Annotated in this window: 9 protein-coding genes; 4 read left to right on the forward strand and 5 right to left on the reverse strand. The window is 41.1% G+C overall.

Annotated elements, in window-relative coordinates; translation table 11 throughout:
- Positions 1 to 234: 234 nt before the first annotated feature.
- From Q0590_RS20745 to Q0590_RS20765, 5 genes are all read right to left on the reverse strand, one after another.
- Positions 235 to 1,287 carry an endonuclease/exonuclease/phosphatase family protein gene (locus Q0590_RS20745; protein WP_302039518.1) on the reverse strand — a complete coding sequence of 351 codons (1,053 nt, stop codon included), beginning with the start codon at positions 1,285 to 1,287 and terminating at the stop codon, positions 235 to 237.
- 219 nt (positions 1,288 to 1,506) lie between these two features.
- The gene (locus tag Q0590_RS20750; RefSeq protein WP_302039519.1) at positions 1,507 to 3,969 is read right to left on the reverse strand and encodes a DUF5686 and carboxypeptidase-like regulatory domain-containing protein; all 2,463 of its coding nucleotides are present in this window, start codon (positions 3,967 to 3,969) and stop codon (positions 1,507 to 1,509) included.
- Between the two features lie 380 nt (positions 3,970 to 4,349).
- Complete coding sequence (locus Q0590_RS20755) at positions 4,350 to 6,944, reverse strand: DNA gyrase/topoisomerase IV subunit A (RefSeq protein WP_302039520.1); 2,595 nt, start codon at positions 6,942 to 6,944, stop codon at positions 4,350 to 4,352.
- 218 nt (positions 6,945 to 7,162) lie between these two features.
- On the reverse strand, positions 7,163 to 8,233 hold the full coding sequence (gene pheA, locus Q0590_RS20760) for a prephenate dehydratase (protein ID WP_302039521.1): 1,071 nt from the start codon (positions 8,231 to 8,233) through the stop codon (positions 7,163 to 7,165).
- 112 nt (positions 8,234 to 8,345) lie between these two features.
- Positions 8,346 to 10,256, reverse strand: coding sequence for a DNA topoisomerase IV subunit B (locus Q0590_RS20765; protein WP_302039522.1), 1,911 nt, complete (start codon positions 10,254 to 10,256; stop codon positions 8,346 to 8,348).
- 590 nt (positions 10,257 to 10,846) lie between these two features.
- Here Q0590_RS20765 and Q0590_RS20770 point away from each other — a divergent pair.
- From Q0590_RS20770 to Q0590_RS20785, 4 genes are all read left to right on the forward strand, one after another.
- Complete coding sequence (locus Q0590_RS20770; protein WP_302039523.1) at positions 10,847 to 11,341, forward strand: (2Fe-2S)-binding protein; 495 nt, start codon at positions 10,847 to 10,849, stop codon at positions 11,339 to 11,341.
- A complete protein-coding gene (locus Q0590_RS20775) occupies positions 11,338 to 13,515 on the forward strand; it encodes a xanthine dehydrogenase family protein molybdopterin-binding subunit (RefSeq protein ID WP_302039524.1) in 2,178 nt (725 codons plus the stop codon). Before Q0590_RS20770 ends, Q0590_RS20775 begins: the two co-directional genes overlap by 4 nt.
- 118 nt (positions 13,516 to 13,633) lie before the next feature.
- Positions 13,634 to 15,811 (forward strand): xanthine dehydrogenase family protein molybdopterin-binding subunit, encoded by a 2,178-nt coding sequence (locus Q0590_RS20780; protein ID WP_302039525.1) that lies wholly within the window; start codon positions 13,634 to 13,636, stop codon positions 15,809 to 15,811.
- 152 nt (positions 15,812 to 15,963) lie between these two features.
- Positions 15,964 to 16,413 carry a c-type cytochrome gene (locus tag Q0590_RS20785; protein WP_302039526.1) on the forward strand — a complete coding sequence of 150 codons (450 nt, stop codon included), beginning with the start codon at positions 15,964 to 15,966 and terminating at the stop codon, positions 16,411 to 16,413.
- The last annotated feature ends 56 nt before the right edge of the window (positions 16,414 to 16,469 follow it).

The following is a 16,469-nucleotide window of genomic DNA, read 5'->3' on the forward strand; positions in this document are numbered from 1 at the left end:
TTGCAATTATTAAGGTACATTATTTTTCCGCTTGTACCAGTTAATGCTTTCGTTGGGCACAGTGAAAGCAGAAACAATGCTTGCTACAATGAGAATGAAAATTAAAATTAGCCAGGCCATACAAATAATTTATAGAAAATTACAAATTGAGAATAAAAGAATGGGTATGCATTACCTAATACATTCATTTGATGCTGCTAGTTACGAAAATATTTGCATTCGAAAAACAGAAGACTAAGATTCTTCTACCCCCTTTTCGATAAGTTCTTCCGCTTCTTTTTTATCTTCTGCATCTGCTTTTTTGGGGTGCTGCTCTTTTTTCTCTTCGGGTTTGTATAGTAATTGGATCAAAATTGGAAAATGGTCAGAGCCAAATTTGGGTAATCTTTCCAGATGCACAAGCTTAAACCTGGGATCATAAAATACATGATCTAATGGATAGCGGAAGAAGGGAACAAATACATTATAGGTATTGAAAAAACCTCTACCAACCCGGGGGTCTAACAGTCCGCTAATCCGCTGAAATAACTTGGTGGTATGCGACCAGCCTACATCGTTTAAGTCTCCTGCAACAATACTGGCGCGTTTAGATTTTTTTACATTTTTTCCAACGATTAATAGTTCTGCTTCCCGTTTTTCGGTGTTAGAGCCAATAGTGGGAGGGGTAGGGTGCACACAACATAATTCTATTTCTTCACCAGACCGCAACTTTATAACCGCATGTACGGAAGGAATATCCTCCTGAACCAAAAATTGCAGGTTGGCCTTTACAAATTCAAGCTTAGAATAAACAATCATTCCATAGGTATTCTCTATGGGTTTTTTTACATGATATGGATACTCTTTATCTAATACAGCTAATTGTTCGGCCCACCAATGGTCTGGTTCGTTTATCAGAATAATGTCGGGTTTTTTGTCTTTTACAATCTGCAGGTATTTTTTCGATTTGCGGTTCTCCATCCGGATGTTGGAAATCATGAGGCAAATAGTATTGTTAGGGTCATTTTCTTTGCTACGTTGCGCCTGCTTAGGAGCCAGAAAAGTAAATGGATAGATATACCTGCCCTGTATGAGTAAGACAAGGATTAAGGCAGCTAAAAAAATGTACTGATATACATTTTCAACCGTGAAATAAGTAAGGTAACTTATTAAGATCAACAGGCTAATAAGGGCAATCTGAAATCTGGGAAAGTCCATGATGCGAATGAACCAGAGGGAGGTGCGGATCATGGGCAATAAAGTAAAAGCTAACATGAGCCAGCCAATAACTTCCAAAGCAATTTTCATAGGTTTTGAGTTTATATTTGTATCGTAAAAGGAAATGTACAGGTATCCCGCTTTATTCAGCAACCTTTCATTAAATATACATAAACAAAAAAGCCGTAAGAGAATAACAGGTTCAGCCACACAAATGGAATAGTTACTTTTCCAACGCAGGTATTTCCACAGGCTTTTTTAAATTAACTAAAAAAACCGTAAAGTTCAGTCAGGCTAATGCCTAAACGGTTAAAGTTTGAATTGGGTAGTCACAAAAATACCAAATTTGCGCACGCCTGGTTGATTCAAATACGTAAGTCTATGTACAGCATCTATACGTATAAATTTGAATATGTTTTCAATGCCATAACCTACTTCTACATAAGGCATGGAACCCAGGGGTTGGATGGGGGGGAGAATGGAAGACTGGTTTACTGTCTGTGGATATAAATGTAAATTTTCTTCGCGTAAACTTCCCTTAAGCACGTTAGCTGTTGCCAGCATACGCCATTTTAATTTTCGCATCAGGGGAATTCTGTTAAAAAGGAGTCCTTCAAAATTATGCTGATAATTCAATGATACATATTGATCACTGGAAAATTCAAAATAATTCATCAGGTTGTAAGAGGACGAGTTATAAAAATATGTTTGATTTCCCAAATGGTTGAAAAGCAGTGGGTAAGGCAATTTTCCGGGGATATACGCTGCATTAATGGCATAGTAGGATCTTCCCAGAATTCCTAAACGAACATCCTGGCTGGCAGTCAGGCTGAATTTGTGATAACTAAAGTCCCCACCCAATATGCCTTTTAACCCAAGTGTGTATTGCAGCGAAATCACAGGTTTATTTGTCCCTAAGCTAATGCGTTCATTATCATTTTGCAAGAATGTTTCATCTTTGGTAATTCTTGTTTCCATCACAAGTTCGGTAGTAGAGAACCTGGTTAACAAAGGGGAGTTATCGCCATCTTCCGGATTTTTAAGGTAAGAAAAGTTATACAATGGATTGAAATCCATTTGCCGGAGTTTTATGCGCTGAGTAATGCCTTTCCTTACATCTGTTTGCACATAGAAGGTGTTTTCAGTACTCATAAATGGCCTTCGCAAAGTGCCAAACCGGGAGGCTGTCAGCAGCAACGTATTGTCATAAATATCATCGGTAAGCAAGCCGATTCTTTCCAGGTCGTAGCGGCGTTTAATTCCGGCTATTGTCCAGGGCTTTCGTGAGATAATCCGCTGTAACTCGGCACTGTATTTTAGCCTGGTATCTTTGGTTCCATAAGCCGCATACGCCTTTACTACCCATTTTCTGCTAAAATCTGCATTGGTCTTAAACCCAAGCTGAAATCTATGTCCTTCTACGGTATTCAGACCATAAGCCAGTACATATGGGCCCACATCTACCGGGCCAACTTTTTTGTACCCATTTATGGCAATATTTAAGATTTCAACATAGGTTTTAACAGTAGGTAGGTTTCTGACAGAATCAATCATCACATACACATTTTTTTCTGTAGAGGTTAATGAATCGTGTCTTTTCGCATCCCAATACCCTGCTTCCTTTTGCTGGGCATCTTCAGCTAGTTCCAGGGGTACGTCATAAAATTTAAGATCTTTGGGTTGGTTTATTTTGAAGTTTTTATTGGAGGTGTAAAACTTAGCGAGCATACCCGGTGATTCATCCCGTATTTCAGCTACATCAATTAAGACCCGGGTGCGTGAGGGGAGCCAGGCGTTTCCGCTAGTTGGCTCTAATTCCTGCTGAATTTTTATTTTTTCCACAAAATTCAGATTTGCCCCTTTGCCCACTGTTACATCAATTTGTTTTAAGGCATATGTTTTACTTTCTATCCACATGGTGCCGCTAAATGCCAGATCTTGTACCCGTTTGGGGGTAAAATCTATCCGGTAACACCAATGTTCGCCTACATACAAACTATCATTCAATAAAAAATCATAGGATGCTTTCCAGCCATCGGCCATTGGCGAAACAAAATCTTTTTCTAATATATTAAGCCAGTTATTGTAAAAATTGTATTCCTGAAAAGAAGAACCTACTAGCTGAGAAAGCAAACTGCCATCCTGCATGCCAATACCTGTGATGTTGGTTTTCAAAATAAACTCCCGCTTCTTTTGAGGAGTTTTGCGGTAATAAACATTAGAAAGCGACTCGGATATAAAAATGGGAAGAATGGGTTTGCCATCTTCCCCCGCAATTCGCTCAATACTATCCATCACCTGGGTTATTTTCTGCAAGGTTTTGTTACGCCTGAGCTTTTCAGAAAGGTGGTCTATATCAAATTCTATTTTATTGTAACTTTCATATTCATACGCACTCAGTGATCTTTTATCGTTTTTGTCTTTATTTTTAATCACATTCCGCATGATTGGGAAAGCAGGATTTTCTCCGGCTACCACAACTACTTCATCCAGTTTTACTTCGTTGGAAGATAATTGGAAGTCAATCACCTGATTGCCAAGCGAGCGGTTAACGTATTTGGTTTTTGCTATATAGCCAATGTAGGAAGCAACCAGCGAGTCAGTAGGTGTGGAGGTAGTAATGGAATAATAGCCATCAAAATCTGTAGTTTTACCGATAGAAGTTCCTTTGAAAAAAACATTGACAAAAGGCATTCCATCCCCAGTTTCGGCATCAGTAACCCGGCCTTTAATCTGAATGCTTTGTGCATTAGCAAAAGTGGATATTACCATGAATAACCAAAAGGCAATATAATTGAAAGCTGGTCGGTGGATGAACATTCAGGTATAGAAATGCAAGGCAACTAAATTACGGAAATTCCTTAGAAAAGTAGCTATATTTATTTTAACGGTCTGAAATTGATTTGATAATGCTTTATTATAGTGTATGAAAGTAATGTACTGGTTTAGTTATTTCCTTAGTCTCTAAAATTATAAGGAAACAGTAGTATCTACTCTGGAATGTAATTTTTTTAATCATAAATATAATTAACAGTACTTTAACCGGAGTAGTTTTATAAGAAATTAGACAAGTACAAAAATACAAGCAACCTATATGCAGGTATAATGGCTGTAGAACTATAAAAAAAGGCAGGTTCTAAGCCTGCCTTTTTTTAAAATATACCTAGTTGGTTAATATTCATTGTACCATTTTCGTCTTTTTTATCCTTATCGGTGGGCGGATGTATAATGAGCCGGTCTATATCTTTTTCAGGTTTACTCGCCAAAAGTTTAACCCGTAAGACCTTATAACTGGAAAGTTTTGTTCCTATGGCTTTCCAGCCACTTACTTTTGTAAGTAAATCCAGGTCAAAGGTGTCGGTTTCTTCTTTATCTTTAGGGCTTTTCTTGAAAGAAACTTCAACCTGTGGTTTTGGGTCAGAAGTGACCACTACCAGTTTAGAGCCTTTGGCATCCGAGATAAAGGAGAATTTCTTATCTACGCCTTTGGTTTCTATGCGGAAGCGCTTCACAAAGAAGTTAGCCTGGTTGCCATCATAATGAATAGCCGAAATTATGGTATTGGGGTCAAACTTTTCAATCAGCAGAATGTCATTGGGCTCGTAGCGGTTGGTAAGTTCGTAATTGGTTAGTTCATACTGTCCGTCTTTATAAATAACCAGAATGTTCTGCTCCCCATCAAACTTGCCTAGTTTCCGGCCGCGGCCATCTGTATTCAATCTGCCAATGGTTTCATCGTACCAGATGTTCAAGCCACCCATCGTAGAAACTCCCTCTGATTTAAGGCTGACTTTCCGAACCGGATATTTGGTAAGAATATTTCCCTGGGCTCCTCGTCCTTTTATTTCCAGCTCAGCAAAATTGAAGTCGAAATTTTTTACCTTCGCTTTGCAGGCTGCTGTCAGGTTCACTGTAACAATCTCCGCTTCGGCATTCGGATTAGCTGTGAAGTAAAGTACTTTGGAGCCCGGATTTCCTTTTGTCAGTTCATATTCCCGGTCGCGTGTAACGGCCGTCACCTGAAACCGCTTTACATAGGAAGTGCCTTCTTTGCCATCTGTATAGATCAGATTATATACCATGCGTTCGTCGTTTTTCTTGAAGACACTCGCATATATAATATCTTTTCCGACAAAAAGTTTGTCTTGTATTTTGCTCACTACACATTTTCCATCCCGGCGGAATACGATCACATCATCAATATCCGAACAATCGCCTATATGTTCAACATTTTCATCTTTTTTAAGGCCAAACCCAATAAAACCTTCTTTCCGGTTTACATAAAGTTTGTGGTTAGCCGCCGCAACAGCTGTAGCAGCAATGGTATTAAATGTGCGAATTTCTGTTTTCCGTTCCCTCCCTTTGCCATATTTTTTCAGCAGTTCCCGGAAATAATTGATGGCAAACTTAGTCAGATTAGCCAGGTTCTGGTCTGTTTCTTCAAGTTCTTCTTGAAGCCTTTTCATCAACTCATCTGCCTTAAAAGAATCGTATCTGGAAATCCGTTTAATCTTTATTTCCGTTAAGCGGACTATATCTTCTACGGTGATGGCTCTATAAAACTGCTTTTTATATTTATCCAGGGCTTTATCAATTGTGCTAATGACAGCATCCCATGTTTCACACTCTTCAATTTTGCGGTAAATTCTGTTTTCAATGAAGATTTTTTCCAGAGAGGCATACAGAAGTTTTTCTAACAATTCGGCCCGGCGAATTTCTAGTTCTTGTTTCAGCAGCCTTACTGTATTATCGGTATTTATTTTTAGCAGTTCATTTACACTTATGAAATGAGGCTTTTCTCCAATGATGACGCAGGTATTGGGAGAAATAGAAACTTCGCAATCGGTAAAGGCATACAGGGCATCTATGGTAATGTCGGGCGAAACGTTGGGAGCCAGCTGTACTTGTATTTCTACATCTTTGGCTGTATTATCTACTACTTTCTTGATTTTAATTTTGCCGGAATCGTTGGCTTTTATAATAGAGTCAATCAACTGATTAGTAGTTACGCCAAACGGTACATCCTTGATAGCTAGTGTCTTCTTGTCTAGTTCTTCTATCTTTGCTCGAACACGTATTTTTCCACCCCGCTGGCCTTCATTGTATTGCGTGATATCAATAAGCCCACCTGTCTGGAAATCGGGATAAATGGTAATGTCTTTCCCTTTCAGTAGATCAATGGATGCTTCAATAAGTTCGCAGAAGTTGTGGGGCATTACTTTAGTTGACAGACCTACGGCAATACCTTCTACCCCTTGAGCCAGTAGCAGGGGAAACTTCACTGGAAGTGTTACGGGTTCTTTTTTACGTCCGTCATAGGAGAGTTGCCATTGTGTGGTATCTGGGTTAAATACTACATCTAATGCAAATTTCGAAAGCCTGGCTTCGATATAGCGGCTCGCGGCCGCTCCATCTCCGGTACGTACATCGCCCCAATTTCCCTGGGTGTCTATTAGTAAATCTTTCTGGCCCATATTCACCATGGCTTCATTAATGGAAGCATCACCATGGGGATGGTATTGCATGGTCTGGCCTATGATATTAGCTACTTTATTATACCTGCCATCATCCATTTCCTTCATGGCGTGCAGGATTCTCCGCTGCACAGGTTTCAGGCCATCTTCAACGGCAGGTACGGCTCTTTCCAGAATTACATAAGAAGCATAATCCAGGAACCAGTTTTCGTACATTCCTGATACCAGTACAGCATCGTGCAAGGATTCATTTGACTGATTGTTGTTTTCCATGTACTACTATTCTATCTATTTAGACACTTACGGCTTAGTAAGCGAACGGTACAAAATATGTTTTTTATTTTAGGATTTTATTTATGGTAACCTAACAAATTATTAGTAAACTGAATTGGTGTGTTATCTAATATTACACTATATTATGCGAAGGTTATATCTAATAATTTGTTAGGTAAGCTATTGATGTTTAGGGTATTATAAATTTATTTTTGCCACTAAGATAATTTTAAATAACTACCTAGCCATTTCACATGAGAGGTGTGTTTTTGTAAAATTTCCTGGACCTTCTCATCTTCAATATGCCCGTCAAAATCTATGTAAAACCACGATCTGAATTTTTCATCTGCTCTGGTTGGCCGGCTTTCGATCTTGGTCAGGTTGATTTGTCTTTCGTTAAACTCCTGTAGAAAAGAGGCCAGACTACCTGGCTTCTCTGGTAAATCTACCACCAATGAGGTTTTGTCTTTGCCTGTGTTCTGGTTAGTAAAGTCTTTACTAATAATCAGGAAGCGGGTTCGGTTATATTGTCCATCTTCAATGTTTTCGAACAAAATGGGAACCCCAAACAGCTTGGCCGCAATATGCGAGCAGATGGCAGCACTATTTGGTTCAGTTGAAACAATTCTGGCAGCTTTAGAGGTAGATTCAATAGGAATTAAATCTACTTGGTTTACATCCAGGTATTCATTGAGAAATCGCTGGCATTGGCGGAAAGCTATATCTTTGGAATACACCCGTTTGACCTCCTGCAGAGTATGGCATTTGGTTGCAAAGGTATGATGTATGGGCAACAGCACTTCAGCTACAATTTTTATATCTAGTTCATACAGTAAATCGATTGTTTCATTGACAATGCCTTCCCGGTTGTTTTCAATGGGAACTACGCCAAATCTTACCCTTCCTGTATCCACACTTTCAAATACGGACCGGATGCTTGGCAGGGAAATATAATCACTCATGGCACCAAAGCGGCTTTCGGCTGCCTGATGTGTAAAACTTCCTTCCGGCCCCAGATAAGAAATACGCTCAGGCAGTTCGATGTTGCGGCTAACAGCAAAAATTTCCAGATAGATGGCCTCTATCGCCGACCTGTTGAGTGTACGCCCTTGATTGAGTGCAGACAGACGGTCGATAATGGCTTTTTCTCTTTCTGGCCGGTAGATGATAGTATTGGTAGCCCGTTTTAATTCGCCCACTTTTTTTACTATCTCCACACGTTTGTTCAGCAGCTCGAGCATTTGATTGTCAATTTCATCAATTTGCTGCCTGAGTTCTTGTAAATCCATGTAGGTGGTTGGTTGATATAAAAAATATTAAATTATACTTACTGATAAACAGAGTATTACAACAAATGCTTCAAGAAGTGGTTTAAGCCTTTTAGCCTATACGTCTAGTATGCTAATCTGCTTCTACCACTTCAGCTTTTTCCAGCGGCAAGGTTTCAGCAGTGGTTAAATCTTTTTCAACCCGTAAGTTATCAATAATAAACCGCTGCCGTTCAGGGGTGTTCTTCCCCATATAATAAGTCAGCAGCTTGGTAATGGAGGTATCTTTATGCAGAATGATTGGTTCCAGCCGCATATCTTCTCCAATAAATTTACCGAACTCATCGGGAGAAATTTCTCCTAAGCCTTTGAATCGTGTAATCTCTGGCTTTGGCCCCAGTTTTTGAATAGCCTTCTGCCTTTCTTCGTCGGTGTAACAATAGATTGTCTGCTTCTTGTTTCTTACCCGGAAAAGAGGCGTTTCCAGAATATATAAATGGCCATTTTTTACCACATCCGGGAAGAACTGCAGGAAGAAGGTGAGCATCAGCAACCGGATGTGCATACCATCTACGTCTGCATCGGTGGCAATTACTATTTTATTATACCGCAGGTTTTCTATACCATCTTCTATATCCAGGGCATGTTGCAGCAGGTTAAACTCTTCATTTTCATATACTACTTTCTTGGTCAGGCCAAAGCAATTTAAAGGCTTACCCCGCAAACTGAATACAGCCTGGTATTGTACATCCCGGGATTTTGTAATAGAACCACTGGCCGAATCGCCTTCAGTAATAAACAAAGTAGAGTCAAACCTTCTGTCTTCTGCATTCTTATCCGTTTTGGCATCATTATAATGAATGCGGCAGTCGCGGAGTTTTTTGTTGTGCAGGTTTGCTTTTTTTGCCCGTTCATTTGCCAGCTTTTTTATGCCGGCTATTTCTTTACGCTCTCTTTCCGATTGTTTAATCCGTTTTTCCAGCGCATCCGCCACATCTTTGTGTTTGCGCAGGTAATCGTCCAGGTGTTTTTTGATAAAATCTCCGATATAGCCACGAACGGATGGACCTTCTGGCGCCATATTTAAAGAGCCTAGTTTGGTTTTGGTTTGCGACTCAAATACTGGTTCCTGTACCCGTACACTAATGGCACCAATAATAGAGGCCCGGATATCGGAGGCTTCATATTTGGTTTTAAAAACTTCCCGGATAGTATCTACCACTGCTTCCCGCATAGCGGCTAAATGGGTACCTCCTTGGGTGGTATACTGCCCGTTCACAAAGGAGTAATACTCTTCCCCATATTCATTCCCGTGTGTCAAGGCCAGTTCAATATCATCTCCCTTTAAATGAATTATAGGATATCGTAGGCTGTCAGCGTCAGTTTTGCGAAGGAGAAGATCTAATAATCCTTTTTCTGAAAAGTATTTTTTGCCATTGAAAATCAACGTTAACCCTGCATTCAGGAAGGCATAGTTCCAGATCTGATTTTCCAGATACTGGGGGATAAAATGGTAGTGCTTAAAAATGGTATTATCCGGCTCAAATATCATTAAGGTCCCATTTTTCTGGGTAGTTGCCGTATCTTTGGATTCCATTTTAAGGATGCCTCTTTCAAATTCGGCCAGTCTCGTTTTACCATCCCTAAAAGATTGTACCCTAAAATAAGTAGACAAGGCATTTACTGCTTTGGTACCCACGCCATTCAAACCCACTGATTTCTGAAAGGCACCAGAGTCGTATTTTCCACCAGTATTTATTTTGGAGACACAATCAATCATTTTACCGAGCGGAATGCCCCGGCCATAATCCCGTACTTCTACCCGGTGTTCGGAGATGGTGATTTCGATTTTACTCCCAAACCCCATCACATGTTCATCTATGGAATTATCTATAATTTCTTTTACCAGTACATAGATGCCATCATCCTGTGAAGACCCATCGCCCAGCTTTCCTATGTACATACCTGGCCTTAAACGGATGTGTTCCCGCCAGTCCAGAGATTTAATACTATCTTCGGTGTAATTATGTGTAATTTCTGCCATATCTATAAAACCAGTTATCTGTGTGGTATTCCCTGATAACTATAGCTTGTGTTTAGGTTGCGTTTGCAAATTAAATAAAATACTAAAACAGCAAATCCATCCAGGGAGTGCTGTAGTTTTAGAATTGAATCAAAATAAAGGAATCCAGTTTAAATATACAAAATTTGTCAAGTGTTTTTGTGAATATACTATAGGACTTTTGTTGTCTACCTCTGGCCCTTCTATCATCCGTAAAGATACTCAAATTCCTTATCTATTAAAATTATTTACCAGGATTTCATTTCGAAGCTGGGAGTCTATACAATATAAATTGTATAAGAATTTTCAACTGTTTTAGAATGAAAAAACATTTCTGGTAAGAGAAAAAAATTAAGCCAACCTATGGGAGAAAACAACAGTTACTCTTGCAAAAAAATATCTATTGCTTGCAGATCCTTTGAAAAGAAAGTATCCTTTTTTATTTTGCTATCCTAGCAAATTCTGTAATTTTAAAGGGAATTCTTTTAACAATATCCATACAGTTGAAAGTCACTTATCCGCAAATACTTATTCTTTCTTATAGCTACATACTATAGCACCATTTCTGATTTATGGCAAATTTCACCTTAACTATTAATGGGGAACAGCACCAGGTAGATGTTGACCCACAAATGCCCCTCCTGTGGGTTATCCGGGATTTTGTAGGCCTTACTGGTACAAAGTTTGGCTGTGGCATAGCCCAATGCGGAGCCTGCACTGTGCACCTGGATGGCAATGCAACCAGATCTTGTGTATTGCCTGTTTCTGCAGTGGCCGACAAGCAAATTACAACTATTGAAGGCTTGTCCACAGAAAAGTCGCATCCCTTACAGAAAGCCTGGATCGAACACCAGGTACCTCAATGTGGGTATTGCCAGTCCGGACAACTGATGTCTGCGGCTGCGTTATTAAAGCAGAAACCTAAACCTACCGATGCAGATATAGATACAGCTATGCAAGGAAATATCTGCCGCTGTGGAACCTATGTACGGATACGCAAAGCCATACATTCGGCCGCCAATCTCATGAGCGATGCAACACCTACCAATAAAACAGGCAAACCATGACCGAACAAACCATAGACCGCCGTAAATTTTTAAAGCTAACCGGTTTTTCCGGGGCTGCGCTCACCTTAGGATTCTACTTTCCGGCACAGGGTAAAGCAAAGTTGGCAGAAGCACCCCTATATAATTTCTATGCTGACATTCCCTCAGGTGTAGAACTCAATGCCTTTATTATTATCGAAAAAACAGGCCGTATCACCCTGATTAACCCGCGGCCAGACATGGGACAGGGTTCTTTTCAGGCTGTACCCAGTCTGCTGGCTGAAGAGCTGGAAGTGAATCTGGACCAGGTGAATATAGTGCAGTCGGATGGCAATAAAAAATTTGGAAGCCAGTTATCCGGGGGCAGCAGCAGTGTACGAACCTCCTGGCTGCCGTTGCGAAAAGCTGGAGCTGCTGCCAGAGAGATGCTGGTACGTGCAGCAGCCAACCGGTGGAAAGTAGCTGAAGCCGACTGTTATGCAAATCAAGGCAAAGTATTCGAAAAGAAAAGCGGAAAATCGCTTGGCTATGGAGAGTTAGTAGAAGAAGCCTCTAAACTGGAAGCCCCCAAAGATCCAAAACTGAAATTACCTAAAGACTATAAATTATTAGGCAAAGCGTTGCCCCGCCAAGATATTCCAGCTAAAGTAGATGGCAAAACCATTTTTGGACTTGATGTAAAATTACCAGGAATGCTCTATGCGTCTATTGAACGTTCACCCGTCATTCATGGAAAGGTCTTGAAAGTTGATGACACCAAGGCAAAGCAAGTGAAAGGAGTAAAACAGGTTCTGCTATCGGAAAGACCTATGCCTCACAAAACTACACATGGTGTGGCGGTAATTGCAGACTCTTATTATGCTGCCTTGCAAGGAAGAAAAGCCTTAACAATCACCTGGGATAATAGTGAGTTTGATAAGATAAGCACAGAAGCTTATTTTACCAACTTACGGGAATTAGCAAAAACGGAAGGCGTTCTGTTTAAAGAGAAAGGAAAAGTGGAAGATGGGCTGAATGCAGCTGTAAAAAAGCTGGAAGCACAATATGAAACTCCCTTTATGGCTCATGCTCCAATGGAACCGGAAAATGCCGTGGCCTCTGTCAAAGGAGATACGTGTGAAATATGGGCACCGGTTCAGGCTCCTGACTGGGCTGTGGATCAGGTAGCAAAATACCTGAATATAAAACCGGAAAATGTAAAAATACATGTTACCTTCCTGGGTGGTGGTTTTGGACGCAAGGCCTATTACGATTATTTATTAGAGGCCGTTAATTTATCCAAACAAATTCAGGCTCCTGTAAAACTGCTCTGGACACGCGAAGACGATACAGCTCAAGGTCCATTCCGGCCGGGTATGCTAAGCGCCATGCGGGGTGGATTAGATAAAGAAGGTAAAGTGGTTGCATTTGAGCATAAAGCTGTTGGAGCTTCTATTCAGCAACAGGTTTTCAAAGCACCTATGGCAGGCAAAGCCGATGAATGGGTAATGGAATGCATTGGTCCGGAAGAAAGCCCCTATGCATTCGCTAGTGCCAAATACAGTTACGTACTGGCAGAAACAGAAATTCCTATCGTTTGGTGGCGGTCGGTGTATTGTTCCACTAGCGCATTCGGGCAGGAATGTTTCGTAGATGAACTAGCCCATGCAGCTGGAAAGGACCCCATGGATTTCCGGTTAGCAATGTTTGCAAATGCACCCCGCTTTAAAAATGTGTTGCAACTACTGGCCGAAAAAACAGATTACAAAACAAAGTTGCCTGCCGGGAAAGCCAGAGGAATAGCCATTGTAAAATCATTTGGTAGCATATGTGCACATGCCGTAACCGTAACTAAACAAAACGGGAAGCTTACCATTGAAAAAGTAGTATCCGTAATCGATTGTGGGCAGCATGTAAATCCGGATAATGTAAAAGCACAGACAGAAGGAAATATTGTGATGGGATTAACGGCAGCCATAAAAGATGGGATTACCTTCGAAAACGGCCAGGCAAAACAAAGCAATTTCAATACTTACCGGGTATTGCGGATACATGAAATGCCTGCAGTAGATATTCACATTGTGCAAAATACCGAAGAACCCGGAGGTGTAGGAGAGCCTGGATTACCACCTATCGCACCAGCTTTGGCTAATGCAGTATTTAACTTAACTGGCAAACGTATCCGTAAATTGCCCTTCAATCTAGACGAAGTATAAGCTTTTTCAGCATCCAACTATCACCGATGCTGCACAATTACCGAAAGCCGGACCAACGAAAAGGTCCGGCTTTCATACCCTAACTTCTCATTACGCCAGTATCCCTTACTCTATCTGTATGACCAAACCCTTACAACAACCCATCAGCCGTCGGGAATTCATTCATCTATCCGCATTAACTGGCGCATTTCTCGGATTAGGGTTTTCTCTTCCTGACCGAGCGCAAGCCGGAGAAAAATCAATCTTCAAACTAACCAATGACAATCCTGTTCCAACAGAAATTACTCCCTTCATTCTAATAGATTCTACTAACCGGATAATCTTGATTAACCATAAACCGGAAATGGGCCAGGGTACCTGGCAATCTATACCTGTGTTAGTAGCAGAAGAACTGGATGTGCGGTTAGATCAGGTTGAAATTCACATGGCTACTGCAGACAAAAAATATGGAGACATGGGAGTAGGAGGGAGCAACAGTGTAAAGGGGTCGTATATGCATTTACGGAAAGCCGGAGCTGCCGCCAGAGAAATGTTACTGGCAGCGGCAGCCCAAACCTGGAATGTTCCCCTTATAGATTGTACAACCAAAGAAGGAATGGTTTTGCATAAAAAATCTACTAAAAAACTCAGTTATGGAGAATTGGTAGAAAAGGCAAGCAAACTGGACGTACCGAAAGAACCTAAACTCAAAGATCCGAAAACTTTTAAGCTGATTGGTAAAGCCATTCCCAGGCCAGATGTGCCACTGAAGGTGGATGGAACGGCTCAATTTGGGATAGATATAAAAGTACCTGGTATGTTGTATGCTTCCATTGAAAGAGCACCGGTATTTTATGCCAAAGTTAAAAGTGTGGATGATGCTAAGGCAAAGACAGTGGCTGGAGTAAAACAGGTCCTGCGAAGCGAAAGAAAATTAAATAAAAATACTTTTTATGGAGTGGCGGTATTGGCAGAAAACTATTATGCGGCAACTCAAGGAAGGAAGGCGTTAAAAATACAATGGGAGACTGGAAATAACACCCAGTGGAATAGCCAAACAATCTACGCACGGATGAAAGATCTGGCTCAGGCTGAAGGAAAAATATCGCATAGCACCGGGGACTTTGATAAAGCTTTTTTAGCTGCCCCGACTAAACTGGAGGCGGAGTATAAACTGCCTTTTGCAGCGCATGCTCCGATGGAACCACAAAACTGTGTGGCACACGTGCAGGCAGACAAATGCGAAATATGGGCCCCTACACAAGTACCAGACTGGGCAAAAGGAGAAGTAGCCAAATACCTTAATATGCCAGAGGAAAGTATCACCTTGCATACAACGTATTTAGGTGGAGGTTTCGGCCGGAGGCTGTTTTTTGATGCGATTATGGAAGCAGTACACCTTTCTAAACAGGCCGGGGTACCGGTAAAAACAATCTGGAGCCGCGAAGATGACATGACGGCCGGCCCTTTCCGGCCTGGTACGTACAGCAGCCTGAAAGCAGGATTAGATGCTGCCGGCAAACCTATAGCCTTTCAGCATAAAGTAGTAGCTCCATCTATTAGCTACGACAATTTTGGAAGCAAAGACCCTTCTCAAAGGGAAGATGAAGGGGCCATGGAAGGCATAAAGGACAGTGCGTATGAATTTGCCCATGCAAAGTATCACACTATCTATGCAGAAACGACCATGCCCCTTGGCTGGTGGAGAGCCGTTTATTCTACGACAACAGCTTTTGCTCACGAAAGCTTTATTGATGAGGTAGCTCATGCCGCTAAGAAAGATCCATTGCAATTCCGCCTGAGCTTAATCAACAAAAATACCCGGATGAAAAAGTTATTAACTTTTCTGGGAGAAAAAAGTGGATGGAGCAAGCCCCTGGATAAAGGCTGGGGAAAAGGTGTGGCCATCTGGCAGTTTTTTGCAGGACAGGCAGGTCATGTGGTGTATGTTTCGAAGCTTAACGGACAAACAAAAATTGAAAAAATAGTAGCCGCCATTGATTGTGGTATGGCTATAAATCCAGATAATGTGAAGGCGCAAGTGGAGGGGGCTACCGTAATGGCGTTGATGGCTGCGTTGAAAGATGAAATTACTTTTGAAGGTGGAAAAGCCGTACAAACCAATTTTAACAATTACCGGATGATGCGCATTCAGGAGATTCCCCCCATAGAAGTATATATTTTGCCAAGCACCGACAAACCAGACGGCGTAGGAGAACCTGGCTTACCCCCATTGGCTCCAGCCCTGGGAAATGCGTTATTTGCGGCCACCGGCAAAAGAGTCAGGCAGTTGCCTTTCAGAATGGAGGAAATGTAAAAGTACAATAAGTAAGGTTTGATCAGTTTGGCAACTATTCTAAGGCATGATTTATGCTTTCCACCAAATATTATCGTAAATTAGTAGAAATTTTTCTCGTACTATTTACATTTATTTTGCAGAATAAACCAGTTTTCAAACATCACTCTTACATGAAACGTAGATTTTTAACACTTGCCTCCATTGCAGCAGTATCCGCTACACTGTATTCATTTACTGTAAGTCCAAGTGAATCAGGTACACCGACTTCCACACCAGTACAGGAAGATGCGCTAGCAAAAAGCATTAAAGAAGGGAAAACTTTATATGCCAGCTATTGTTCCATGTGCCATCAGCCAGAAGGACAAGGTATTGCCGGAGCATTTCCTCCTTTAGCTAAATCAGATTATCTGATGGCTGACACTAAACGGGCTATTGGTGTTGTAAAAAATGGATTGCAGGGAGAAGTTACTGTAAATGGACAAAAATATAATAACGTGATGCCAGCCCAGGCACTCGACGACCAGCAAATTGCACATGTATTAAACTATGTACGGAATAGCTGGGGAAATAAAGGAAAAATAATTACTGCCGCTGAAGTCAAAGCAGTAGCTAAAAAATAATTTTGCTGGGCTCCGCTTTACAGGGTTTGTGAAAGCGGAGCTTCTGCTTACATACA

The organism is Rhodocytophaga aerolata (assembly GCF_030503435.1).
Classification (GTDB): Bacteria; Bacteroidota; Bacteroidia; order Cytophagales; family 172606-1; genus Rhodocytophaga; species Rhodocytophaga aerolata.

What these genes read in the sequence shown, in the direction of transcription:
- Q0590_RS20775 (WP_302039524.1), top strand. Translation starts at nt 11,338, where the DNA reads ATGACCGAACAAACCATAGACCGCCGTAAATTTTTAAAGCTAACCGGT.
- pheA (WP_302039521.1), bottom strand. Translation starts at nt 8,233, where the DNA reads ATGGATTTACAAGAACTCAGGCAGCAAATTGATGAAATTGACAATCAA.
- Q0590_RS20755 (WP_302039520.1), bottom strand. Translation starts at nt 6,944, where the DNA reads ATGGAAAACAACAATCAGTCAAATGAATCCTTGCACGATGCTGTACTG.
- Q0590_RS20745 (WP_302039518.1), bottom strand. Translation starts at nt 1,287, where the DNA reads ATGAAAATTGCTTTGGAAGTTATTGGCTGGCTCATGTTAGCTTTTACT.
- Q0590_RS20780 (WP_302039525.1), top strand. Translation starts at nt 13,634, where the DNA reads ATGACCAAACCCTTACAACAACCCATCAGCCGTCGGGAATTCATTCAT.
- Q0590_RS20750 (WP_302039519.1), bottom strand. Translation starts at nt 3,969, where the DNA reads ATGGTAATATCCACTTTTGCTAATGCACAAAGCATTCAGATTAAAGGC.
- Q0590_RS20770 (WP_302039523.1), top strand. Translation starts at nt 10,847, where the DNA reads ATGGCAAATTTCACCTTAACTATTAATGGGGAACAGCACCAGGTAGAT.
- Q0590_RS20765 (WP_302039522.1), bottom strand. Translation starts at nt 10,256, where the DNA reads ATGGCAGAAATTACACATAATTACACCGAAGATAGTATTAAATCTCTG.
- Q0590_RS20785 (WP_302039526.1), top strand. Translation starts at nt 15,964, where the DNA reads ATGAAACGTAGATTTTTAACACTTGCCTCCATTGCAGCAGTATCCGCT.